Origin of the sequence: Streptomyces sp. NPDC059895, assembly GCF_042731035.1 — a bacterium.
Lineage (GTDB): Bacteria > Actinomycetota > Actinomycetes > Streptomycetales > Streptomycetaceae > Streptomyces.
Map to the genome: position 1 here is coordinate 91,571 of NZ_JBHWKO010000029.1, position 21,802 is coordinate 113,372.

Consider the following 21,802-nt stretch of genomic DNA (forward strand, 5'->3'; position numbering starts at 1 on the left):
CGCTCCGCGGGGTCTCACCGGACCTCACGGAAACTCACGGGATCTCATGGGATCTCATGGGATCTCATGGGGTCCCACGGGATCTCATGGGGTCCCATAGGGTCCCTCGGGGTCCCACGGGATCTCGCGGGATCCCTCGGGGTCCCATGGGGTCCCTCGGGGTCCCTCGGGGTCCCACGGGGTCGTCACTGGTCGGAGGCGTCGGACCGGTCGACGCCGTCCCAGACGTTCGTGTACCAGGGGCGGTCCGCCGCCCCCAGGTCGGCGCGGGTCTGCCGGGCGGCGGCCGGGTCGATGACGATGAAGCCCGTCTCCCCCGGCATGACGTAGTGCAGCCGCTCCCGGATCTGCTGCTCGGCGTACGCGTCGTCCTGCCAGCGTGCCTTGAGGTCGCGCAGTTCTTCCACCCGTTGCCTGGCCTGTTCCTTCTCGCGCTCCAGATCGGCGATGTCGGCGCGCTGCGAGACGTACTGCCGCATGGGATAGGCCAGGGCGACGATCATCGAGCACAGCACGAGCGCGAGCAGTGCCGCGCGGCCGGTGAGGCGCGAGCGGCGGGCCTGCCGTTTGGTCTGGGAACGGTAGACGCGGGCCGCCGTCTGCTCGCCGAGCAGCCGGATCCTGGTAGCGGTCGAGAAACGGTCCCGGTCCTTCACGGCCACCTGTCCCCGCCTCCCGTCTCACACGTGCGTACGTCCCCGGACACGGTACGGGACCGAGTACGGGGACGTACGTACGACTGGCTGAGCCTCACCCGGGGGCTGGTCAGCCCTTGGAGACCTCGCGGAAGCGCGGGAAGGCGCTGCGGCCGGCGTACACGGCGGCGTCGTCGAGGATCTCCTCGATGCGCAGCAGCTGGTTGTACTTGGCGACGCGCTCGGAGCGGGCCGGGGCGCCGGTCTTGATCTGGCCGCAGTTGGTGGCGACGGCCAGGTCGGCGATGGTGACGTCCTCGGTCTCGCCGGAGCGGTGGGACATCATGCACTTGAAGCCGTTGCGCTGGGCCAGCTCGACGGCGTCGAGGGTCTCGGTGAGCGAACCGATCTGGTTCACCTTCACGAGCAGCGCGTTGGCGGCGCCCTCCTCGATACCGCGGGCGAGGCGCTCGGGGTTGGTGACGAACAGGTCGTCGCCGACGAGCTGGACCTTGTCACCGAGCTTGGCGGTGATGGTCTTCCAGCCCTCCCAGTCGTCCTCGAACAGCGGGTCCTCGATGGAGACGAGCGGGTACGCCTCGACGAGCTCGGCGTAGTACTCGGTCATCTCGGCGGCGGAGCGGTCCTTGCCCTCGAAGGTGTAGGAGCCGTCCTTGTAGAACTCTGACGCGGCGACGTCGAGCGCCAGGGCGATCTGCTCGCCGGGGGTGTAGCCGGCCTCCTTGATCGCCTCGAGGATGAGGTCGAGGGCCTCGCGGTTGGAGCCGAGGTTCGGGGCGAAGCCGCCCTCGTCGCCGAGGCCGGTGGACAGGCCCTTGCTCTTCAGGACCTTCTTCAGGGTGTGGTAGACCTCGGTGCCCCAGCGCAGGGCCTCGGAGAAGGACTCCGCGCCGATGGGGGCGATCATGAACTCCTGGATGTCCACGTTGGAGTCGGCGTGCGAGCCGCCGTTCAGGATGTTCATCATCGGCACCGGCAGCAGGTGCGCGTTCGGGCCGCCCAGGTAGCGGAAGAGGGGCAGGTCGCTGGCCTCGGAGGCGGCGTGGGCGACGGCGAGGGAGACGCCGAGGATGGCGTTGGCGCCCAGGGAGCCCTTGTTGTCGGTGGCGTCCAGGTCGAACATGGCCTGGTCGATCAGGCGCTGCTCGGTGGCGTCGTAGCCGACCAGCTCCGGGCCGATCTGCTCGATGACGGCGAGGACGGCCTTCTCGACGCCCTTGCCCTGGTAGCGGTTCGGGTCACCGTCGCGGAGCTCGATGGCCTCGAAGGCTCCGGTGGAGGCGCCGGACGGAACGGCGGCACGACCCGTGCTGCCGTCGTCGAGGCCGACCTCGACCTCGACCGTGGGGTTGCCTCGGGAGTCCAGGATTTCCCGGGCTACGACGACGTCGATGGACGGCACGAGCATCTCCTTCGTGGGATGTGACGCTGGTTGTGCGGGGCACGTGGGCCACGGGCGGCCCTTGGTGATCCCTTGTTGTGGCCTTGCGACTAGAGCCTAACCGTCCCGGGGCCGCCGGCAGCCGACCGACCGCCCCGTGGACAGGCTGACGGTACACATTGTTCCCGCCCGGAACAAAGAGGGTGACCAACAGGCGGATGGCGGGCGGGCAAAGAAAAGCCCCGCTCCGGCGCGTACGGGGGAACGCGCGCCGGAGCGGGGCGCTCGTGGGGACGGGGGGGACCCTCACGAGGTCTTCAGTGTGCGGACCGCGGCTGTGCGGGAGCTGTGGCCGCCCTGGGAGTCAGGTGTCACTTCAGGTGCAGCTGCTGGCCCGGGTAGATGAGGTCGGCGTCGTCGACGATGTCCTTGTTGAGCTGGAACAGCTTCTCCCAGCCGCCCGCGACGTCCTGCTCCTGGGCGATGGAGCTGAGGGTGTCGCCGGTGACCACCTTGTACTCGCCGTCGCCCTTCTCGACCTTCTCGCCGGTCGGGGTGGTGACCGTCTTCTGGCTCTGGGCGGCCGGGCGCTCGGCGGAGCGGGAGGCGCTCTGCTGCTCGGTCGAACGGCTCGTGGTGCCGGAGTCCGAGGAACCGGAGTTCGAGGAACCGGAGCCGGACGAGGAGTCGGTCGAGGAGCCGGAGGAGGAGTCGGACGAGGAACCGCCGGTGTAGGCGGCGCCGGACAGGCCCTTGCCGCAGACCGGCCACGCGCCCTTGCCCTGGCTCGCGAGGACCTTCTCGGCGATCTGGATCTGCTGGGACTTGGTGGCCTTGTCGGCGGTGGCGGCGTACTGCGTGCCGCCGTGCGCGGCCCAGGTGGAGGCGGAGAACTGCAGGCCGCCGTAGTAGCCGTTGCCGGTGTTGATGGACCAGTTGCCGCCGGACTCGCACTGGGCGACCGTGTCCCACTCGGAGGCGGTGGCGGCGGAGGCGTTGCCGGCCGCCATCAGCGGGGCGGCGACGGCGGCGCCGGTGACACCGGCGACGGCGATGGCGCGGGTGGCCTTGGACGGACGGCGGTGCTTGCCCTTGCCGGAAAACAGCATGGATCGATCCCCTCACCGACGCCTGCGAGGTGAGCTGTCGGGTTCGGGCCGGTTGAGTTGCCCGGCCACGCCTCTCCGGGAGGCGTGGCTTCACCCCTAGCCGCGTCCGTCGACCACCCGGTGCGGCACTTACCTTGGGTCCCCCGCTCCTGCCTGCGGCGCTTGACGCGACGACTGTTCCCGGATGGCCGCTGGCAGGATTCGGCGTTGCGACGGCCGGGGCTCGGGTTGCCGAGCGGTCATGACCGTAGGCAGGCGATCGGCGGAATATCAAAGACGATCAGCGCTTCTGAGACTCATCCCACACTTTCGCCAAACCGGACATTCAGCGCGAAGCATGACGCGAACTCCCCCCGTTTTCACGGCTTTTACGCCCTATTCGACCCCTGTCGCGAGCGTCTGACCGGGCACGATGTCGCCCGGGTCGGCTCCGATGACGTCCTTGTTCTCGGCGTAGAGCGCACGCCATCCGCCGTCGAGGTCAAGGGAGTCGGCGATGGTGACGAGGGAGTCGCCCGCCTGGACGGTGTAGGTGGCCGCCGTGCCGCCGAGGGTGTCGGCGGCGTGCCGGCCGGAGGAGGCGGTGGTGGTGCCGTCGGCCGTGTCCTCGTCGGCGCTGCCGCCGCGGTGGCGGCCGGAGGAGGACGCGGTGTCGTCAGACGCGGTGGCGCCGGCCGTGGTGCCGCCGGTCACCGCGTCGGCCGAACCGGTGTCGACCAGGCTCCAAGCGCCCGCGCTCTGACCCGGGTTGCCCGAGTCGTCCGCTTCCGGGGTCGCGGTGGACGAGCCGCCGCCCGCCGAGGAGCCGCTCGCGCCGGAACCGGTGGACGTGTCGGACGTGGCGGACTTGTCCGACGCGGAGGCGGAAGAGGAAGAAGGGGACGACGCGGACGTTTCCGGAGAATCCGTGGCGGATTCGGTGGACGAGTCCGTGGAGTCCTCGCCTGCATCCGCCGAGGAGCCGGAGGAGTTGGAGGAAGAGGCGGAGGAGTCCGAGGAGTCCGAGGAGTCCGAGGAGTCGGACGACTCCCGGGACAGGTCGGACAAGCCGGACGTCACGGAGGAGTCGGACGAGTCCTCGGCCACCCCGGTGTCCAGGTCCTCCGAGCCGGAGTCCGCGCTCAGACCGGACGTCAGCCCGCAGGTCCCCCACGCGCCGACGCCCTGGTCCGCGAGGACCTTCTGGGCGACGGATATCTGCTGGTTGCGGCTGGCCAGGTCCGGGCGCGGGGCGTAGTCGAGCCCGCCGTACGCCTCCCAGTTCTCCTGCGTCAGGGACAGGCCGCCGTACTCGCCGCCGCCCTCGTTGGCGCTCCAGGAGCCCCCGGTCTCGCACTCCGCCACCGTGTCCCACACCGTGTTGTCCGCGGCGCTCGCGCCGGTGGCGCCGAGCAGCGGGATGGCGATGGCCGAGCCGGTCACGCCGGCCGCGACGAGGAGGGCCGGGGCCTGGCGGGGGCGACGATGACGACCGTTCCCGGTGAGCATGCGGGGGGCCTTTCTCGAGACAGCATTGACCGCGCGACGGGTGGTGCCGAGGCGCCGCGCTGACGAGTGAACGTATCGGCACACGATCACTTGTCACAAGTTAATGCCGCGCGGATCACGTGAAGATCACAGAGTCGAGAAGCCGTCACCTCCGCTTCGCCGTTCCCTCACACGACGGTCGGTCAGCGGACGGCTGCGGCGTGTGGGCCGGTCAGCGGGGTGTGGGCGGTCAGCGAGGTGTGGGCGCTCAGCGGGGCGCGGGGGGCGTGAACTCCACGGGGAGGGTGCGCAGTCCGCGCATGATGAGACCGCCGCGCCACCTCAGGTCGGCCGGGTCCGCCGCGAGGCGCAGGTCGGGCAGCCGGGTGAGGAGGGTGGCGAGCGCGGTCCGGCCCTCCAGCCGGGCGAGCGGGGCGCCCAGGCAGTAGTGGATTCCGTGGCCGTAGCCGAGGTGCTGGTTGTCGCGGCGGGAGAGGTCCAGTGTGTCGGGGTCGGTGAAGCGCTCCGGGTCGCGGTCGGCGGCCGCGAGGACGACGAGGACGGGGTCGCCGGGGGCGATGTCCTGGCCGCCGATGGTCAGCGGGCGGGTGGCGAAGCGCCAGGTGGCGAGTTCCACGGGGCCGTCGAAACGCAGGAGTTCCTCGACGCCGGTCTCCAGCAGGCCGGGGTCGCCCGCGGCCAGGGAGTCCTGGAGCCGCCGGCGCTGTCCGGGGTGGGTGAGCAGGGCGTAGGTGCCGTTGCCGATGAGGTTGACGGTGGTCTCGAAGCCCGCGAACAGCAGGATGAAGGCCATGGCGGCGGCTTCGTTCTCGGTGAGGTGCTCGCCGTGGTCGGAGGCGCGGATGAGGCCGGAGATGAGGTCCTCGCCGGGGGCGGGCTCGGCGGGGAGCGCCTCGCGCTTGCGGTGGATGAGCTCGGACAGGTAGCCGCGCATCTTCTTCACCGACCGCGCGACACCGCCGCGCGGTCCGCCGCCGTGCCGGATCATCATCCCGGCCCAGTCGCGGAAGTCGTCCTGGTCCTCCCTGGGGACGCCCAGCAGGTCGCAGATGGCGTAGATGGGGAGGGGGAAGGCGAAGTCGTGGATGAGGTCGGCGGTCCCCTGGGCGGCGAACCGGTCGATGAGCTGGTCGGTCAGTTCCTGGACGCGGGGGGCGAACTCGGCGACGCGGCCGGGGGTGAACGCCTTGCTGACCAGGCGCCGCAGACGGGTGTGGTCCGGCGGGTCGATGTTCAGCAGATGCGTCATCAGCTCGGCCTTGCGCTCACCGGGGATGCCGGTCCTGCCCCTGGCGTGCGCGGGCTCGTCGTGGTGTGCGGGGTTCTTCGACAGCCGCTGGTCGGCTAGGGCCTGCTTGGCGTCCGTGTACCGGGTGACCAGCCAGGCCTCCACTCCGCTGGGGAGCCTGGTGCGGTGCACGGGGGCGTGCTCGCGCAGCCAGGCGTAGGCGGGGTAGGGGTCGGTGGCGAACTCCCAGGTGAAGAGTTCGGGGGCCGGTGGGGTGTCGGTGTCGCGGCGGGGCTGGTCGGTCACTCCTCGACGGTAGCCCGGTCCTCGGCGAGGGCCGCGCGGAGGGCGGTGAGCTGCTCGGCGGCGGGCGTCGAACCGGCGTCGGCGGCGCGGGCGAGCCAGTGTTCGGCCCGGGCGAGGAGGAGGGGGCCGAGGTCGTTCACGGCACGCTCGTGGCCGGCCCCGGCCGCCTTCATGAGGTAGCAGACGGCTTCGTCGTCCTCACCCCGCCGCCGGAGGTACTCGGCGAAGGGCTGGGCCAGCCTCGGCACCAGCTCCGCCAGTCTCCGGTACCAGAAACGGGCGTCGGTGTCGTCCCCGGCCAGGGCCGCGAGGTCGGCGAGGGCCCACACCGCGTACTCGTCGTCCGCCTCCGCCCATCCGAGCAGCGCGGCACGGCCCGCCCGGACCACCGCGTCGAAGTCGTCCGGGCCGTGCTCCCGGGCCGTCTCGGCGGCGAACGACCACAGGTCGGGTCCCGGTGGCGGCAGCTCGGAGGACCGCAGGGCGTCCGCGACCAGGGGCCCGCTCGCCCGCCAGGTCCCGGTCTCCTCCCCCGGGACCAGCAGGCCCACGACGCCGAGCCGGGGCCTGGCCGCCCAGTCGAGGTCGGACGCGGGGAAGGACCGTGCCGTGCGCTGCTCGAACTCCGCCAGGGGCACGGCCGCCATGACGCCGCAGCGGGCCAGGTCGACGGCGAGGCGCACCAGCAGGTGTCCGCTCGGCCGTGCCGCCGGCCGGCCGGCCCGCCGCCACTCCTCCCACAGTTCCGGGCCCACCGCGAGGAACTGGGTGACGCCGAGGGCACCCCGGTACCGCCGTGCGTCCACCAGGCGCGGGTCGGCGGCCGCGGTGAGGCGGGCCAGTTCGGTCTCGCTCCAACGGCAGGTGAGCCCGACCGTGGGCGCCCCGCTCAGCACGCGGGCGGTCGGCCCGTCCCCGAAGCGGTGGGCGTCGTACGCCTCGTCGCGCATCGTCGCCAGGACGAGGACGCTCTCGTGCACGCACTCCGCCAGCAGCGCCGCCGTCAGTCCCTGGGCGCCGAGGTGGCCTTCGAGATCGTCCAGCCAGAGGACGTGGCGGCCGGAGCGGTCGCGGCCGCGCAGGGCGGCGGGCAGTCCGCGCAGGTCCGTGCCCGGCTGGGCGATGTGGACGCGCGTCCCGGCGCCGCCGGCGCGGCGCAGTGCCGCCCAGGCCGTCCTCGACTTGCCCGAGAGCGCCTCCCCGGTGACCACGGCCAGTCCGCCGGTGCGCAGCCGGTCCCCGACGATCCGGTCGAGCGCGTCGTCCACGTCACGGCGCACGTACGGCGGCAGCGTCGGCTCCTCGCCGAAGCGGCGGACCGGGCGTATGCCGAGGGTGAGACGGCGGACGGCGCGCAGCCGGGGCCAGGTGTCGGCGGGGGCGACGGGAGCGGGCACCGCTGGCGCGTAGTTGTACTGGGCCCCGATCACGGGGGCGTGGAAGGTGCCGTGGCGGAAGTCGACGTGGTCACCCGCGGGACCGGCCGCCCGCCCGGCGGTCCGCTCCTCCTGCTCCCGCTCCATACGAACCCCCCGCGCCGTCCCACCACGGAATCAAGACCCCGCCACGGTACTAATCCCCCACGCCCTCGACCGCACGGATCGCGTCCCGGTAGGTCCGGGCCGCCGCTCTGAGCGCCGCTTCCGGATCCACTCCCCGCGCCTCGGCCCGCGCCGCCAGGGTGAGCAGTTCGTAGCCGATTCCCCCGGCGGCCGGCACCGGCACCTCCAGGGCCGCCGACCGCACCCGGGACGCCAGCTTGGCCGCCAGGGCGAGGGCCGGCTGGTGGAGGGGTATGCCGTCGGTGACCGAGTCCCGGCGCTTCTCCACCGCCTTGGTGCGCAGCCAGTGCTCCTTGACCTCTTCGGGGGTGGTCGCGGTGGCGTCGCCGAAGACGTGCGGGTGGCGGTGGACGAGTTTGGTGACGATCGTGCCCGCCACGTCGTCGACGGAGAAGGGGGACTCCTGGTCCTCCTCGGCGATACGGGCGTGGAAGACGACCTGGAGGAGGACGTCGCCCAGTTCCTCGCGGAGTTCGTCGCGGTCGCCGTCCTCGATGGCCTCGACGAGTTCGTACGCCTCCTCGATGCCGTACTTCGCCAGTCCCTTGTGGGTCTGCTGGGAGGACCAGGGGCATTCGGCGCGGATGCGGTCCATGACCTGGACGAGGTCGAGGAGGCGGGCGCCGGGGAGGTCGTAGGAGGCGGGGAGCAGCTCCAGCTCCGGCATCGCGACGCGTCCGGAGCCCGCCAGCCGGGCGAGGCCGTCCGTCAGGGCCGGTTCGCCCTCACCGGTCGCCACGACGACGACCGTGCGGCCGCCGGCGGAGGCGGCGACCAGGTCCTCGGCGGTCGGGGAGACCTCCTCGACCCGTATGTCCGCCTCGCGCAGGTACGGCAGCTGGGGGTGTGCGGTGTCCGCGCACAGCACACGGTCGGCCGTGCGCAGCGCCTGCCAGGCGGGCCAGGAGAGCAGGCCGGGGGCGACGCGGTGGCTGGTGGTCAGCAGGACGACCCGGCCGGGGGCGCCGTCCTGCACGGCCTCTGCGGAGCTGCTGGTTGCGTTCACACCCCGAACGTAACCCACACCACCGACGGGCCGACCGGTTGTCCACAGGCGGGCCGGGTGGTTGTCCACAGGGAGGGGGTGGGGGGTGAGGGTTGGGGGGTGGGGGTGGGACTGCAGGGGTGGGCGCGGGCCGGTGCACGGGCTGGGGCGGGCGGGCGCCGCGTCGCCGGGCGGGCGGCTGCGGGTGGGGTGGGCGGCCGTGGACCGGGGGCGGGCGGGCGGCTGCGGGTGGGGTGGGCGGCCGTGGACCGGGGGCGGGCGGGCGGCTGCGGGCCGGGCGACCGGTGCTCCGCGGGCGCGGGCCGGTCGCCGGCCTCGGGTCACGTCGTCTGCTGGTTCCCGGCCGCGGTGACCTCCCGCACCCACGGTGTCTTCGCGTCGACGCGGCTGACCTTGCCCGCGTCCCAGTCGCCGTAGCGCGGGTTGAGGTCGACGCCGAGGTCCTGGGACGCCTTCGACAGGGCGCTCCAGAAGGCGGGCTGGCTGGTGTCGGTGCCGAGCGCCGCGGCGAGTTTCTGGGCCTCGAGCTGGAGGCGGAGGTTGTCGTCGAGGCGCTGCGGCGGGATGCCGTACTGCTGGAGCCAGGTCATCTCCAGGCCCTGCACGCCGCCCGCCTGCTGTTCGAGGCCGGTTCGCATCGCCTGGACCTCCTTGCGGCTGACGGTGACGCCGGCGTCCTCGGCGGCGCGGTGCAGGACCCGGTCGAGGACCATGCCGTGCAGGGTGTCGCGGGTGAGGCTGCCGGTCTGGGCGACGGCCTGGGCGTACTGCGCGTCGTCGGTGACCGCGGCGCGCTGGGCCGCGCGCACCTCGTCGACCCGGTTCTCCAGTTGGGAGACGGTGATCCGCTGGCCGCCGACGACCGCCGCCGCACCGGGGTGCGCGTCGTTTCCGCAGGCGGTGAGGAGGGGGCCGGCCGCGACGATCGCGGCGGACAGCAGGAGCGCGGTGCGACGACGGCGGCTGTGCAAGGAAGCCTCCCGAGGAGATTGTGCGACGGTGCACAAAGTCTTGCGGTGATCGATGGTAGGCAGTGGTACGGCTGTGGCCAACCCATTCGACCAACGATTCACCGCCGGTTACGGCACCGCCGCGCCCGTCCCCGGTCCGTCCCCCGCGCACGGGTGCCCGCGGCCTGCGCCGGACGTCGGCTGCCGTGCGGCGGCGTGCCCTACGCTTGCCCTCTGGCAACTTGGGGGGCGGACATGACGATGGGGGCGACGATGGGGCCGGAGAAGAGGCTGGAGGGCGGCTGGTTCCAGCGGCTCGCCTGGGTGGTCCTGGCGTGGGTCTCGCTGGGCATCCTGGTGTGGGTGCCGTTCCTGTACGTGGCGATCCGGCGCGGCCGGGCCTCGGACTGGTTCGCCTTCGCCTCGTTCGCGCTGTACGAGTGCGTGACCCTGCCGTGGCTGGCGACGGACGACAGCGCGGACGGGGGCGAGTTCGTAGGCCTCGCCATGATCGTGACCATGCTGAACGCGGCGTGGATGCTGGCGTTCGCCGTGTTCGACAAGAAGTCGACGGTGCCGGCGATGGCGTACGCGGCGGCACCGGCCCCGCAGGGGCATCATCCGTACCAGCAGGGCTACCCCTACGGGCGGTAGACGGGGCGGCGCTCGGAGCGCGTGGCGCATCCACGCGTTGGGCGCGTGTACGCGCGGCCACGGGTGGTACGGGGCAGCCCGTCCTCACGCACCCGGTGCGCGTACTCCTCGATGGGGGTGCGCGGTTCGCGGTGCTTGGCGTTCGGGGCGGACCGGGGCGACGACCTCGCCGCGCTCGTCCTCCGCGAACAGCACGTACTCCGGGAGTTCGGCGGGGATCCGCCCGTAGTGTGCGTTGCCCAGGGGGTCCTGGGTGGCGAACTCCGGCCCGTTGTCCGGCCTGTCGAGCACCGGTCCGAGCATCTCGGGGCGGTCGGCGAGCGACGAGACCTGCGGTTCCACGCGGTCACCGTAGGCGGAGGGACCTCACCGCGGGATCGGATTTCCCGGCCCGCTCGGCCCGTTCGCCCGCTCCCGCCACCGCTCCCGTCCCTTGGACGGTTCCGTCCACGCGACCGGTCCCGTCCGCGTGACCGGCTCAGTCCGCTCGACCGGTCCCGTCCGCTCGACCTACTCAGTCCGCTCGACCGACTCAGTCCGCGTGGAAGCGTTCCGGTGCCTTCGTCGGGTTGCCTCCCGTGGGGAGTTTCTGGTCGGGGCACCCGGAAAGGACCTTCTCCATCGCGGTCCTCTCCGCCGCGGTGACCCACAGTTCGTACTTCTTCTTCACCGCGACCTGTGCCGCGACGTACGTGCACCGGTACGCCTTGTTGGGCGGCAGCCATGTCGCCGTGTCGCCGTCCCCCTTGGAACGGTTGGTGCTCGCGTCGACGGCCAGGAGGTTGAGGGGGTCGTTGGCGAGGGCGATGCGCTTGCTCGCGTCCCAGTACCGGGCGCCCTTCTGCCAGGCGTCGGAGAGGGCGACGACGTGGTCGATGTCGACCTGGCTGCTGCCGCGCCGGTAGGTCACCTCCTTGCCGGAGTACGGATCCGACTCCAGGACGCCGTAGGACACCTTGCAGGTGCCTCCGGTGAAGCGCACCTCCTCCAGGTCGCGTTTGAGTATGTCGTCGCGGGTGCCGCAGTCGTTGGAGTCCGTGTCCGCCCAGGGGCTGCCGAACTCGTCGCGGTCGTAGCCCGTCTTCGGGGCGCGCCCCTTCACCGGCAGCGACTCGGCGGCGGCGAGGGCCGCTCCCCCGCCCGTGGTCCGTCCCGGCCCGGCGGTTCCGGTACCCGTGGTCGCGTCGGTGCAGCCGGCCACCGAACACACCAGCACGACGGCGGTCGCCGCCCCACCCCTCAGACGCCTCACCTGCGCCCCTCCCCTTGCCCGACCGTCGGCACCCCGCACTGGGCGGCTTCCCCTGACGGGATCGCATACACCGTAGGCGTGGGGGCGGGCGAAGGCGGACGGGAGGGCTGACGGGAGGTACAGACCACCCAGGCTCCAGTGGGCATATGGAGTGAACCGTGCATATCGTCGGTGGTGAGTCAACTCTGGAAGGAGTTCCGCATGGGCATCTTCGACAGGTTCAAGAACCAAGGGCGGAACAAGGCCAAGGACGTGTCCGACACCGCGGAGCGGCAGGCCAACGAGAAGACGGGCAACAAGTACGAGTCCCAGATCGACTCGGCGCAGCAGCAGGCGCACCGGCGGCTCGGCATGGACGAGGACCGGCCCGACCGGCCCGAACAGCAGCCCTAGGGCGCGCCGGACCGATGAGTCGAGGCCGGCGGGCCGGCCCCGGCGCGCCGGCCTTCGCCCCGGCCCTCACCACCTCCGCCCCGCCCTCGCCACCTCTATCCCGCCGACGCCTCACCTCTCCCCGCCGGGCCCCTGCCAGCCCCTGCCAATCCCTTCCCCCAGGACAGCCCCGGCGTCGGCGAGGACCTTGCCGGTCACACCTTGCCTATCCCCAGCGTCGACTCCGAGGGCAGCAGCCCCGAGCCGAGGACCGCGACCCAGTAGTCGCCGAGCAGGGCGGCAAGGCGCTCGGCGTCCTCCGCGCCGAGGATCTGCCATGGCGTGAGGGCGAGCCGGTCGGTGTCCTGTTCGACGCGTCGGCGCAGGTCCCTGCCGGCCTCGGTGGCCGCCCCGTCGGCGTCGACCAGCCCCCGCGCCCGCAGGCGCTCCCGGGCCGCCGCCCACTCCTCCGCCGTCCAGCCACGACTGGCGAACCGCTCCACAGGCGCGGCGCCTATCGCCGCGAACGACACCAGCGCCTCGGCGGGGTCGAGTTCCGCGGTCAGCAGGGCGGCGAGATGGCCGTCGCCACGGTGTTCGCGCAGGATCGTCGCCGCCTGCCACAGCTGGAGGTGGGGCTCGGCGGGCCACTCCAGTGCGGCATTGGCGGCGGCGAGGGGGCGTCCCGCCAGGTCGGCCGCTTCGGCGGCACGCCGGGCCAGGGCGGCTGCCTCCGCCAGGCCTGGGTCGGCGACACGGTCGCCGAAGAGGCCGCGGTAGGTCCGGTCGATTCCGCGCAGCCGCGCCGCCAGTACCGCCGCCGGGGAGGCGGTCCGCCAGGCGCTGTCGGTGTACCGGGCGACCATGCCCGGCTGGAAGCTGTAGAAGGCGGAGGCCACCGCCCTGCCGCCGACCGGCCCCATCGGTGCGGCACGCAGCGGGAAGTAGCTCGCCCAGCGGTCCTCGACGGAGTAGCCGAGCGTCTCGGCTTCCTCGAAGACCTCCGGCGCGAAGTACAGCACCGCGTGCAGGGGCTCCAGCAGGTGCCAGAGGCGGCGCGCCTGATCCGGCTGAACCGCCGGCACCCCGCTCACCTCGCGATCCGCCTCCCGCTCCCGCTCCCGAGAATCCACCTGGCTCATCGCACTTTCGGACATGACGACTCCCCCTGTCCCGTTCGACTCCCGCCATAACTTGACACTGACAAGATTGCCCGACCCCCACAAACTTGTCAATGCCTAGATGCGGCGTACGCTGCTGTCCATGAACGACCGCCCGTACCACCACGGTGACCTGCGCCGTGCCGTCCTCGCCGCCGCGCTCGACGTCATCGCCGCCGACGGCCCCTCCGGTCTGAGCCTGCGCGACCTCGCCCGGCGCGCGGGCGTCTCGCACGCGGCACCGGCCCACCACTTCAAGGACCGCACCGGCCTGCTGACGGCGATCGCCGCCGAGGGGTTCGGTCTGCTCGCGGCCACCGTCGGCGAGGCCACCGACCTGAAGGACGCGGGCGTGCGCTACGTCCGCTTCGCCCGCGAGCACCCCGCGCACTTCCAGGTGATGTTCGCCCCCGGCCTCCTGCGCGCCGACGACCTGGAGCTCACCACGGCGCGCGCCCTGGCCACCGACGCCCTGCGCACGGCCGTGGCCGGGGTGCGCCCCGAGCAGCAGGGCGACGACGCCCGTCTCGCCGGTGTCGCCGCCTGGTCACTGGCCCACGGCTTCGCGACCCTGCTGCTGAGCCACAACCTCGACGGACCGGTCGGCGGCCGGGACCCCGAGGAGGTCTTCAGGACGCTGTCGGGCCTGCTGTTCCGGCACGGCTAGGGCGCAATGCCGGCGCGTCTCACCAGCACTGCGGCTAGAGCCCTGTCGTCGCATTCCCGTCGTCGTCCGAAGGGCGGGGCCCTACGACCCCAGCACCGTCGTCAGGAACTCCCCGACCCACGCCAGCAGTTCCCGCCCGACCAACGGCTTGCCGCCGACCTTCGCGGTCTTCGGGCGGGGGACGAGGACCTGGTGGGCGGCGGGCTTGAGGACGCTGCCCGGGTAGAGCCGCTTCAGCCGCAGTTCCTGCGACTCCCGCAGCTCCACGGGCGCGAAGCGGATGTTGGTGCCCTGGAGGACGATCTCGCCGACCTCGCACGCCCGCGCCAGCATCCGCAGGCCGGCCACCAGCAGCAGGTTCTCCACCGGCTCGGGCAGCTTGCCGTAGCGGTCGACGAGTTCCTCGCGTACGGCCTTGACGTCCTCCTCCGTGTTGGCGGAGGCGATGGCGCGGTAGGCCTGGAGGCGGAGACGCTCGCCGGGGGCGTAGTCGTGCGGGACGTGCGCGTCGACGGGCAGCTCGATCTTGACCTCGAGGGGCGGCTCCTCCTCGACGCCGCCGGTCTCCAGCTGCCGCCGGTAGTCGGCGACGGCCTCGCCGACCATGCGGACGTACAGGTCGAAGCCGACGCCCGCGATGTGGCCGGACTGCTCACCGCCCAGCAGGTTGCCCGCGCCGCGGATCTCCAGGTCCTTCATCGCCACGTACATGCCCGCGCCCATCTCGGTGTGCTGGGCGATGGTGGCGAGACGCTCGTGGGCGGTCTCCGTCAGGGGCTTCTCCGGCGGGTAGAGGAAGTAGGCGTAACCGCGCTCCCGGCCCCGGCCGACCCGGCCGCGCAGCTGGTGCAGCTGGGACAGGCCGAAGGTGTCGCCCCGCTCGACGATCAGCGTGTTGGCGTTGGAGATGTCGATGCCGGACTCGACGATCGTCGTCGAGACGAGCACGTCGAACCGCTTCTCCCAGAAGTCGACGACGACCTTCTCCAGCGCCGCCTCCGACATCTGGCCGTGCGCGGTGGCGATGCGCGCCTCGGGGACGAACTCACGCAGGCGGGCGGCCGCGCGGTCGATGGACTCGACCCGGTTGTGGATGTAGAAGACCTGGCCCTCGCGCAGCAGTTCGCGGCGGATGGCGGCGCCGATCTGCTTCTCCTCGTACGGTCCGACGAAGGTGAGCACCGGATGGCGCTCCTCCGGGGGTGTGGTGATCGTCGACATCTCGCGGATGCCCGTCACCGCCATCTCCAGGGTGCGCGGAATGGGCGTGGCGGACATGGTCAGGACGTCGACGTTGGCCCGCAGCTTCTTCAGCTGCTCCTTGTGCTCGACGCCGAAGCGCTGCTCCTCGTCGACGATGACCAGTCCCAGGTCCTTGAACTTGGTTTCCGAGGAGAACAGGCGGTGGGTGCCGATGACGATGTCCACGGAGCCCTCGCGCAGCCCCTCCAGGACCGCCTTCGCCTCCGTGTCGGTCTGGAAGCGGGAGAGGGCCCGCACGTTCACCGGGAACTGCGCGTACCGCTCGCCGAACGTGCCGAAGTGCTGCTGCACCAGCAGCGTGGTGGGCACCAGTACCGCCACCTGCTTGCCGTCCTGGACGGCCTTGAAGGCGGCGCGGACCGCGATCTCCGTCTTGCCGTAGCCGACGTCGCCGCAGATCAGCCGGTCCATCGGGACCGACTTCTCCATGTCCTCCTTGACCTCGGCGATGGTGGTGAGCTGGTCGGGCGTCTCCGCGTAGGGGAAGGCGTCCTCCAGCTCGCGCTGCCAGGGCGTGTCCGTGCCGAAGGCGTGCCCGGGGGCCGCCATCCGCGCGCTGTACAGCTTGATGAGGTCGGCCGCGATCTCCTTGACGGCCTTCTTGGCGCGCGCCTTGGTCTTCGTCCAGTCGGCGCCGCCCAGGCGGTGCAGGGTGGGTGCCTCGCCGCCGACGTACTTGGTGATCTGTTCCAGCTGGTCGGTGGGGATGTAGAGGCGGTCGCCGGGCTGTCCGCGCTTGGCGGGCGCGTACTCCACGACCAGGTACTCGCGGGTGGCGCCCTGCACGGTGCGCTGCACCATCTCGATGTAGCGGCCCACGCCGTGCTGTTCGTGGACGATGTGGTCGCCCGCCTCCAGGGTGAGCGGGTCGATGGTCTTCCTGCGGCGCGCGGGCATCCGGGCGCCGTCCTTGCCGGCCGCCTTCTGGCCCGACAGGTCGGTCTCCGTCAGGACGGCGAGCCGGAGCGCCGGGTCGACGAAGCCGTAGTCGATGCAGCCGCAGGAGACGTGGACGAGGGACGGGGACAGCTCGGTGAGGTCGATGTCCAGACGCGCCGCGACGCCCTCGCCGCCGAGCACCTCGACGGTGCGGGCCGCCGGGCCGTGGCCCTCGGTGACGAAGACGACGCGCCAGCCGTCGGCCAGCCAGCCCTTGGTGTCGGCGAGCGCCTTCGCCGTGTCGCCGCGGTAGGTCTCCGGGGCGTGCATGCCGAGCTGGAGGGTGTCCGCCTCCAGCTCGAGGTCGGCGGCGAACGGCGACACCGACCACCACATCATGTCCAGCTCGCGCGCGCGGTCGCGCACGTCCGCGATGGACCACAGGGAGGCCGCGCCGACGTCGATGGGCGCCTCGCCGCCGCCCGCGGTGGCGGCCCAGGACGCCTGGAGGAACTCCTGCGAGGTGGCGACGAGGTCGGCGGCACGCGTGCGGACCCGCTCCGGGTCGCACACGACGGCCATGGCGCCCTTCGGCAGCACGTCGAGCAGCAGCTCCATCTCGTCGACCAGCACCGGGGCCAGGGACTCCATGCCCTCGACCGCGATCCCCTCGGCGATCCTGCCGAGCAGCTCGCCCAGTTCGGGGTGCTGTTCGGCCAGGGCACGCGCGCGTGTGCGGACGTCGTCGGTGAGGAGCAGTTCCCGGCAGGGCGGGGCCCACAGGCCGTGGGGGGCGACTTCGAGCGACCGCTGGTCGGCGACCTTGAAGTAGCGGATCTCCTCGACGTCGTCGCCCCAGAACTCGATGCGCAGAGGGTGTTCCTCGGTGGGCGGGAACACGTCCAGGATGCCGCCGCGCACGGCGAACTCGCCGCGCTTCTCGACCAGCTCCACGCGCGCGTACGCGGCGGCGGCGAGGGCTTCGACGACCTCGTTCAGGTCGGCGGTCCCGCCGCTCCGGAGCGCGACGGGCTCCAGCTCGCCGAGTCCCTTGACCTGGGGCTGGAGGACCGAGCGGACGGGCGCCACGACGACGGACACCGGGCCGGTCTCGGGGTCGTCGGCGCTCGGGTGGGACAGGCGGCGCAGCACGGCGAGGCGGCGGCCGACGGTGTCGCTGCGGGGGCTGAGGCGCTCGTGCGGGAGGGTCTCCCAGGAGGGGTACTCCACGACGCCGTCCGGGGGCAGCAGCGAGCGCAGCGCCGCGGCCAGGTCCTCGGCCTCGCGGCCGGTCGCCGTCACCGCCAGGACGGGGCGGCCGGTCTCGCGGGCCAGGGCGGCGATCGCGAAGGGGCGGGCCGCCGGGGGGCCGACCAGGTCGACGTGCATGCGGTTGCCGTCGACGGCGGCCGGGATCGCTTCCGCGAGGGCGGTGTCCTTGACTACGGCGTCGAGCAGACCGTGCAGGCTCATGGAGGGCTTTCCGTCCGAGGGACCGGGCGCCGGGTGCGCCGGTCCGGGGTGGGCAACGCGAAGGGCCCGACGCGTGTCACGGGCCGGGGGTGTCCAGAGTACGACGGGGCGGGGCGGTGTGCTGGGGGCTGTGGATGACACGGGGGGCTGTGGACGACGCGGGGCTGTGGACGACGCGGGGCGGTGGCCGGTGGCGGGGGCGGAGTTCTTCGCCCCCGCCGCCCCTTCCCTTCCCGTCCGTCCTCAGGGGGCTCCGCCCCCTGAACCCCCGATCGGCCCTGAAGGGGCCTCGTCCTCGAACGCCGGACAGGCTGGGGCGGTGCCCCGGACGGGCCATGTCGACGCCCCGGAGATGCTGGGGTGACGCGTGGAGCCGGCGCCGACGAGCCCCCGTGGCTCTTCGGCGCCGGCTCCCGGCGCGGGTGGCTCCCCCGTCGCGGGTGGCTCCCCCGTCGCGGGTGGCTAGTCCGGCGCGGGTGGCTCCCCCGTCGCGGGTGGCTCCCCCGTCGCGGGTGGCTCCCCCGTCGCGGGTGGCTCCCCCGGCGCGGGTGGCTCCCCCGGCGCGGGTGGCTAGTCCGTCGCGATCGCGTTCAGGACGTTCATGCGGCCTGCCCGGAAGGCGGGGATCAGGGCTGCGAAGAGGCCCACGAAGGCCGAGGCGACGAACACGCCGATGATCGTCGGCCAGGGGATGTCGAGGACGGTCAGGCCCTCCAGGGCGAGGAGTTGCTGGGCGGTGGCGCCCCAGCCCATGCCCAGGCCGAGGCCGAGGAGGGCGCCGAAGAGGGCGATGACGACCGACTCCATGCGGATCATCCTGCGCAGCTGCCGCCTCGACAGGCCGATCGCGCGCATCAGGCCGATCTCCCGCGTGCGTTCCACCACCGACAGGGCCAGGGTGTTCACCACTCCGAGGACGGCCACGATGATCGCCAGGGCCAGCAGGCCGTAGATCAGGTTCAGCATCTGGCCGATCTGGTCCTTCAGCGCCTCCTTGTAGTCGGTCTGGTCGCGGACGGTGTACTGCGGGTAGTCGTGCAGCGCGGACTTCAGGGACGCGTACGCCGCGTCCTGCTGTCCTTCCTTCGCCGTGGCGAAGACCAGCGCGTCGAGCGGCATCCGGTCGGCGGGCACGTACCTGGCGGCCGTCGCGACGGAGGCGTACATGGCGCCCTTGTCGATGACGACCTCGTCGCTGGTGATCGCGCGGACCGTCAGCGTCGCCGTCGTCCCGTCCTTGAAGGCGACCTCCACGGGGGAGCCGACCTTCAGGCCGTGTTCCTCGGCGAAGCCCTCGAAGACGGACATCGAGTCGGGCCGGTAGGCGTCGGCGAGGTCGCCGGCCACGGTCTCGGTGCGCACGTCCTGTGCGTAGGACGGGTCCGCGGCGTTGATCGTCTCGCCCTTGGACGTCTTGCCGTCGGGGGTGGTCAGGTCGGCGTCGAGGAGCTTGTACTCGGTGACCCGCTCCAGGCCCGGCGCGGACTTCACGGCCTGGACCGCCTGCGGCGTGATCAGCTGGCCGCTGTCGCTCTGCACGATGAAGTCGGTGCCGACGGACTTGTCGAGCTGGTCGGTGGCCGAGGCGACCATGGAGGAGCCGACCACCGACAGGCAGGCGACCAGCGCGAGACCGATCATCAGGGCGGCGCCGGTGGCGCCGGTGCGGCGCGGGTTGCGCAGGGCGTTGCGTTCCGCCATCCGGCCGACGGGGCCGAAGGCGCGCAGCAGGACGGCCCCCAGGACGCGGACCACGCCACCGGCGAGCAGCGGGCCGATCACCACGAAGCCGATCAGGGTGAGCACCACGCCCAGGCCCAGCCAGAGGGAGCCCTCGCCCGCCTTGTCGGCGGCGGTGGCCAGGTAGAGGCCGTAGACGCCGGCGCCGGTGAGCAGTGCGCCGAGGACGGCGCGTACGACGCCGGCCTTGGCGTCGGCCGGGGCGCCCGCGTCGCGCAGGGCGGCCATCGGGGAGACCTTGCCGGCGCGGCGGGCGGGCAGGTAGGCGGCGAGGACGGTGACGACCACACCGAGGACCATGCCGATCACCGGGGTCGTCCAGGCCACCGTGAGGTCGTCGGTGGACAGGTTCATACCGGTCATGCCCATGAGCTTCATCAGGCCGACGGCGATGCCGACGCCGGCGCCGACGCCGAGGACCGAGCCGACGACGCCGAGCAGCAGTGCCTCGGCGAGCACCGAGCGGTTGACCTGCCGGCGGCTGGAGCCGATGGCCCGCATCAGGCCGATCTCGCGGGTGCGCTGCGCGACCAGCATCGAGAAGGTGTTGATGATCAGGAAGATGCCGACGAGGAAGGCGATCCCGGCGAAGCCGAGCATCGCGTACTTCATCACGTTCAGGAAGTCGCCGACGTCCTGCTGGTTGGCGTCGGCGGTCTCCTTGGCGGTCTGCACCTTGTAGGCGCCGCCGAGGGCGGCCGTGACGTTCTTCTTCAGCTGCGCGTCGCTCACCCCGGCCGCGGCCGTGACGTTGATGTTCGTGTAGACGTCCGACGCGCCGACCAGGGTCTTCTGCGCGGTCTCGGTGTCCAGGTAGAAGATCGCCGCGCCGGGGTTGGTGACCTGGAAGGCTGCGATGCCGGAGATCTTCGCGGTGTGCGTGCCGACCGCACTGATCACCGCGATCTCGTCGCCGAGCTTCAGGCCGTGCTTGTCGGCGGTGTCCGCGTCGACCATGACCTGGTCGGCCGCCGTGGGCGCCGCGCCGTCGGTGATCTCCATGGTGCGGGCGTCGTTGCCGTTCCAGCTGCCGACGATGGTGGGGCCGCCGCTGGTGGGCGACAGGCTGTCCTTGTCGGCGTCGACGACGGTCACGGAGGTCGAGAAGACGGTGCCCTCCGCGGACTTCACGCCCTCGGCCGTACGGACCTCGCCGAGCACGCCGGACGGGATGACCGGCGGCCTGCCGTTGCCGGAGGTGGTCTCGCCGGTGTCCGAGGCGTTCTTCGCGCTGACCGTGACGTCGGAGGAGGTGGCCGCGAACAGCTTGTCGAAGGTGGTGTTCATCGTGTCGGTGAACACCAGCGTCCCGCAGACGAAGGCCACCGACAGCAGGACCGCCACGGCCGACAGGGCCATGCGTCCCTTGTGCGCGAGGAAGTTGCGCATCGACGTCTTCAGGACGGTCATGACGTACGCCCCCGCGCGTCGAAGTCCTTCATGCGGTCCAGGACCTGATCGGCGGTCGGCTGGTGCATCTCGTCGACGATGCGGCCGTCGGCCAGGTACAGCACGCGGTCGGCGTACGAGGCCGCCACCGGGTCGTGGGTGACCATCACGATGGTCTGGCCCAGCTCGTCCACGGAGCGGCGCAGGAAGCCCAGGACCTCGGCGCCCGCGCGCGAGTCGAGGTTCCCGGTGGGCTCGTCACCGAAGATGATCTCGGGGCGGGCGGCGAGGGCGCGCGCCACGGCCACGCGCTGCTGCTGACCGCCGGAGAGCTGGGTGGGGCGGTGCTTGAGCCGTCCGGCGAGCCCGACGGTCTCCACGACCCGGTCCAGCCAGGCCCGGTCGGGCTTGCGTCCGGCGATGTCCATCGGGAGGGTGATGTTCTCTATCGCGTTCAACGTGGGCAGCAGGTTGAACGCCTGGAAGATGAAGCCGATCCGGTCCCGGCGCAGCTGGGTGAGCTTCTTGTCCTTCAGGCCGGTGATCTCGGTCTCGTCCAGGTAGATCTGACCCGACGTCACGGTGTCGAGACCGGCGAGGCAGTGCATCAGCGTGGACTTGCCGGACCCCGAGGGGCCCATGATCGCGGTGAAGCGGCCGCGGGCGATGTCCACGTCGACGTGGTCCAGGGCGACGACCCGGGTCTCCCCGGAACCGTACGCCTTGACGACCTGCCGCGCCCGCGCGGCAACGGCCGTACGCCCTCCAGTGCCCCCGTGCCTGGGAATGGTCACAGCCGATGTCACGGTATGTCTCCTATGTCGATCACTTGTCGAGATGCACCGGTGCACTGCTGGTGCGGTCGAGCCGGTGCGGTCGTACTGGTGCGGTCGTGCTCATGCGTGCCGGTGCGGTCGTGCTCATGCGTGCCGGTGCGGTCGTACTGGTGCGTGCTGGTGCGGTCCTGCTGGGTACGTCACTGAGTCTGTCGGCGCGGACGGGCCGGCGCGCTGGTGCTCGGGCCCGTCTTCGCGGGGGGTTAACCCCACCCCGGCAGCTGAGGACGGCCGCCCCCCGCGGCATGAAGCCAGGTTAAGGAAGGGCCGTGGCCCTTCTCGTCCTCCGACGGAACGACCCCTCCCCGAGCCCTTGTACAGAGGTACCCCTAGGGGCAATGCCGCTCGGTTAGGGGTTCCGCTGTCGGCGCGATGCTCGGCGTTTCGATTGGTGATGCGGGTGCAGCCCTTGTAGTGGTTCTCGGGTCCGC

At 72.1% G+C, this 21,802-nt stretch carries 16 protein-coding genes, 1 pseudogene and 1 riboswitch; of the genes and pseudogenes, 3 read left to right on the forward strand and 14 right to left on the reverse strand.

Annotation, left to right across the window (positions count from 1 at the left end; genetic code table 11):
* Positions 1-185 precede the first annotated feature (185 nt).
* The 8 genes from ACFV9M_RS28085 to ACFV9M_RS28120 all read right to left on the reverse strand — a co-directional run bounded on the left by ACFV9M_RS28085 (position 186) and on the right by ACFV9M_RS28120 (position 9,707).
* Complete coding sequence (locus ACFV9M_RS28085; RefSeq protein WP_385069348.1) at positions 186-662, reverse strand: septum formation initiator family protein; 477 nt, start codon at positions 660-662, stop codon at positions 186-188.
* 103 nt (positions 663-765) lie between these two features.
* The gene (gene eno, locus ACFV9M_RS28090; RefSeq protein ID WP_385069350.1) at positions 766-2,058 is read right to left on the reverse strand and encodes a phosphopyruvate hydratase; all 1,293 of its coding nucleotides are present in this window, start codon (positions 2,056-2,058) and stop codon (positions 766-768) included.
* Between the two features lie 350 nt (positions 2,059-2,408).
* Entirely contained in the window at positions 2,409-3,146 is a 738-nt protein-coding gene (locus ACFV9M_RS28095) for a transglycosylase family protein (RefSeq protein WP_385069352.1), read from the reverse strand.
* Between the two features lie 4 nt (positions 3,147-3,150).
* Positions 3,151-3,317: riboswitch (cyclic di-AMP (ydaO/yuaA leader) on the reverse strand.
* A 204-nt stretch (positions 3,318-3,521) separates the two neighbouring features.
* Positions 3,522-4,634, reverse strand: a complete 1,113-nt coding sequence (locus ACFV9M_RS28100; RefSeq protein ID WP_385069353.1) for a transglycosylase family protein — start codon at positions 4,632-4,634, stop codon at positions 3,522-3,524.
* A gap of 247 nt (positions 4,635-4,881) precedes the next feature.
* The gene (locus ACFV9M_RS28105; protein ID WP_385069354.1) at positions 4,882-6,168 is read right to left on the reverse strand and encodes a cytochrome P450; all 1,287 of its coding nucleotides are present in this window, start codon (positions 6,166-6,168) and stop codon (positions 4,882-4,884) included.
* Positions 6,165-7,691: a sel1 repeat family protein gene (locus ACFV9M_RS28110; RefSeq protein ID WP_385069356.1), complete on the reverse strand. Its 1,527-nt coding sequence runs from the start codon at positions 7,689-7,691 to the stop codon at positions 6,165-6,167. The genes ACFV9M_RS28105 and ACFV9M_RS28110 overlap by 4 nt, the downstream gene beginning before the upstream one ends.
* Before the next feature lie 49 nt (positions 7,692-7,740).
* Complete coding sequence (locus ACFV9M_RS28115) at positions 7,741-8,736, reverse strand: nucleoside triphosphate pyrophosphohydrolase (RefSeq protein ID WP_385069358.1); 996 nt, start codon at positions 8,734-8,736, stop codon at positions 7,741-7,743.
* A gap of 320 nt (positions 8,737-9,056) precedes the next feature.
* On the reverse strand, positions 9,057-9,707 hold the full coding sequence (locus ACFV9M_RS28120; RefSeq protein ID WP_385069359.1) for a SurA N-terminal domain-containing protein: 651 nt from the start codon (positions 9,705-9,707) through the stop codon (positions 9,057-9,059).
* A gap of 234 nt (positions 9,708-9,941) precedes the next feature.
* Between ACFV9M_RS28120 and ACFV9M_RS28125 the strand changes: the two genes are divergently transcribed.
* Positions 9,942-10,340 (forward strand): hypothetical protein, encoded by a 399-nt coding sequence (locus tag ACFV9M_RS28125; RefSeq protein WP_385069360.1) that lies wholly within the window; start codon positions 9,942-9,944, stop codon positions 10,338-10,340.
* Positions 10,341-10,382: 42 nt separating this feature from the next.
* Here the strand turns inward: ACFV9M_RS28125 and ACFV9M_RS28130 are convergent.
* Together ACFV9M_RS28130 and ACFV9M_RS28135 are read right to left on the reverse strand one after the other, a co-directional pair.
* Positions 10,383-10,682 (reverse strand): annotated as a pseudogene (locus ACFV9M_RS28130) (N-acetyltransferase); the annotation flags it as partial.
* Positions 10,683-10,872: 190 nt separating this feature from the next.
* Positions 10,873-11,592 (reverse strand): HNH endonuclease family protein, encoded by a 720-nt coding sequence (locus tag ACFV9M_RS28135; RefSeq protein WP_385069362.1) that lies wholly within the window; start codon positions 11,590-11,592, stop codon positions 10,873-10,875.
* A gap of 201 nt (positions 11,593-11,793) precedes the next feature.
* Here ACFV9M_RS28135 and ACFV9M_RS28140 point away from each other — a divergent pair, with 201 nt between their 5' ends.
* Positions 11,794-11,985: an antitoxin gene (locus tag ACFV9M_RS28140; protein WP_385069364.1), complete on the forward strand. Its 192-nt coding sequence runs from the start codon at positions 11,794-11,796 to the stop codon at positions 11,983-11,985.
* Positions 11,986-12,179: 194 nt separating this feature from the next.
* Here the strand turns inward: ACFV9M_RS28140 and ACFV9M_RS28145 are convergent, their stop codons facing one another.
* The gene (locus ACFV9M_RS28145; RefSeq protein WP_385069366.1) at positions 12,180-13,121 is read right to left on the reverse strand and encodes a hypothetical protein; all 942 of its coding nucleotides are present in this window, start codon (positions 13,119-13,121) and stop codon (positions 12,180-12,182) included.
* 106 nt (positions 13,122-13,227) lie between these two features.
* Between ACFV9M_RS28145 and ACFV9M_RS28150 the strand changes: the two genes are divergently transcribed.
* Positions 13,228-13,791, forward strand: a complete 564-nt coding sequence (locus tag ACFV9M_RS28150; protein ID WP_385069368.1) for a TetR/AcrR family transcriptional regulator — start codon at positions 13,228-13,230, stop codon at positions 13,789-13,791.
* Between the two features lie 81 nt (positions 13,792-13,872).
* Here the strand turns inward: ACFV9M_RS28150 and mfd are convergent, their stop codons facing one another.
* The 3 genes from mfd to ACFV9M_RS28165 form a co-directional block, all read right to left on the reverse strand.
* Positions 13,873-17,406: a transcription-repair coupling factor gene (mfd, locus tag ACFV9M_RS28155; protein ID WP_385069370.1), complete on the reverse strand. Its 3,534-nt coding sequence runs from the start codon at positions 17,404-17,406 to the stop codon at positions 13,873-13,875.
* Between the two features lie 570 nt (positions 17,407-17,976).
* Positions 17,977-20,556, reverse strand: coding sequence for an ABC transporter permease (locus tag ACFV9M_RS28160; RefSeq protein WP_385069372.1), 2,580 nt, complete (start codon positions 20,554-20,556; stop codon positions 17,977-17,979).
* Positions 20,553-21,341: an ABC transporter ATP-binding protein gene (locus ACFV9M_RS28165; RefSeq protein ID WP_385069374.1), complete on the reverse strand. Its 789-nt coding sequence runs from the start codon at positions 21,339-21,341 to the stop codon at positions 20,553-20,555. The genes ACFV9M_RS28160 and ACFV9M_RS28165 overlap by 4 nt, the downstream gene beginning before the upstream one ends.
* Between the last annotated feature and the right edge of the window lie 461 nt (positions 21,342-21,802).

What these genes read in the sequence shown, in the direction of transcription:
- ACFV9M_RS28125 (WP_385069360.1), top strand. Translation starts at nt 9,942, where the DNA reads ATGACGATGGGGGCGACGATGGGGCCGGAGAAGAGGCTGGAGGGCGGC.
- ACFV9M_RS28110 (WP_385069356.1), bottom strand. Translation starts at nt 7,691, where the DNA reads ATGGAGCGGGAGCAGGAGGAGCGGACCGCCGGGCGGGCGGCCGGTCCC.
- ACFV9M_RS28160 (WP_385069372.1), bottom strand. Translation starts at nt 20,556, where the DNA reads ATGACCGTCCTGAAGACGTCGATGCGCAACTTCCTCGCGCACAAGGGA.
- mfd (WP_385069370.1), bottom strand. Translation starts at nt 17,406, where the DNA reads ATGAGCCTGCACGGTCTGCTCGACGCCGTAGTCAAGGACACCGCCCTC.
- ACFV9M_RS28140 (WP_385069364.1), top strand. Translation starts at nt 11,794, where the DNA reads ATGGGCATCTTCGACAGGTTCAAGAACCAAGGGCGGAACAAGGCCAAG.
- ACFV9M_RS28145 (WP_385069366.1), bottom strand. Translation starts at nt 13,121, where the DNA reads ATGTCCGAAAGTGCGATGAGCCAGGTGGATTCTCGGGAGCGGGAGCGG.
- ACFV9M_RS28100 (WP_385069353.1), bottom strand. Translation starts at nt 4,634, where the DNA reads ATGCTCACCGGGAACGGTCGTCATCGTCGCCCCCGCCAGGCCCCGGCC.
- ACFV9M_RS28150 (WP_385069368.1), top strand. Translation starts at nt 13,228, where the DNA reads ATGAACGACCGCCCGTACCACCACGGTGACCTGCGCCGTGCCGTCCTC.
- ACFV9M_RS28095 (WP_385069352.1), bottom strand. Translation starts at nt 3,146, where the DNA reads ATGCTGTTTTCCGGCAAGGGCAAGCACCGCCGTCCGTCCAAGGCCACC.